The following is a 1,025-nucleotide window of genomic DNA, read 5'->3' on the forward strand; positions in this document are numbered from 1 at the left end:
TTTGCATGACATTTGCTTTTTTCTACCGCGCTTCGCTTGGTGGCCCCGACGAGCGTCGCGAACAAAAGTTCGCAACCCTCGTCGGGGATCATTTCGGAATGTCACCCACAAATATTTTACTCACACCCCACTTTCACTGGTGCTGGCGCACCTTCACGTTTAGAAGTAGGAGACTTCTTTCGGAGGGAAGTTAAAGAGAATGCAAAATTTTTTTGAAGTACATATAATGTCCAAGTGGAGATGGTAATATATTGTTGGGGATTCATAATCGGATCATTTTAGGAGTATTATAGTAATTTGGGCTGATCGGCGTTTCGACAGTACAATGGGGGATGAGCGTGGATGATCAGCACCCAAAGTCATTGCGGGTTCTATCCATTTATGAGAGGCTTCGCAAAGGGGAGGCGATTTCAAAAAAGAGGGAGGCGGAACGGTTTAGCGTCAACGAAAAAACCATTCAGCGTGATCTCGATGAGTTGCGTGCGTACATTGCCGAGATGTTCCAAGGTTTAATGGAATTGGAGTATGATCGGAAGAAAAATGGTTATGTGCTGAAGAAGGACGAAGAAGGATGGTTGACAAACAAAGAAATTTTGGTTGTCTCTAAAATACTGCTGGAAAGTCGTTCGCTGCCAAAGGAAGAGATGGATCGAATATTGAAAAAACTCATTTTTCAATCCCATCCGCAAAATCAACGGTTTATTCAGGAAGTGATCCAAAATGAACGTTTTCACTATGTTCCTTTGCAGCATAACCAACCGCTTATTGAAATCATTTGGGAGTTAAGCAGCGCTGTACATACGAAACGCATTGTTTTAATCGACTACAAAAAGGAAGGGAGCGATGCCCCATACCCATCAAGTTAAGAATTTTGGTCTTTGTGCATCGTCAAAAACACGGTATCCTTTCTAACGAACACTCCACGTTAGAAAGGATTTTTTTCATGGAAAAACAAATGAAAGCATGGATTCAAACCATTCGTCAACTCTTTTCTCCCGAAGAATGGACCCGTCTCGCACGGAAAA

The 1,025-nt window shown here is 42.6% G+C and carries 1 protein-coding gene; it reads left to right on the forward strand.

Going from position 1 to position 1,025, the window contains the following annotated elements; translation table 11 throughout:
- Positions 1-338: 338 nt before the first annotated feature.
- Positions 339-866 carry a helix-turn-helix transcriptional regulator gene (locus ETC02_RS16675; RefSeq protein ID WP_371810222.1) on the forward strand — a complete coding sequence of 176 codons (528 nt, stop codon included), beginning with the start codon at positions 339-341 and terminating at the stop codon, positions 864-866.
- Positions 867-1,025: the final 159 nt, after the last annotated feature.

Source organism: Geobacillus sp. DSP4a (genome assembly GCF_013096875.1).
GTDB classification, from domain to species: domain Bacteria; phylum Bacillota; class Bacilli; order Bacillales; family Anoxybacillaceae; genus Geobacillus; species Geobacillus thermophilus.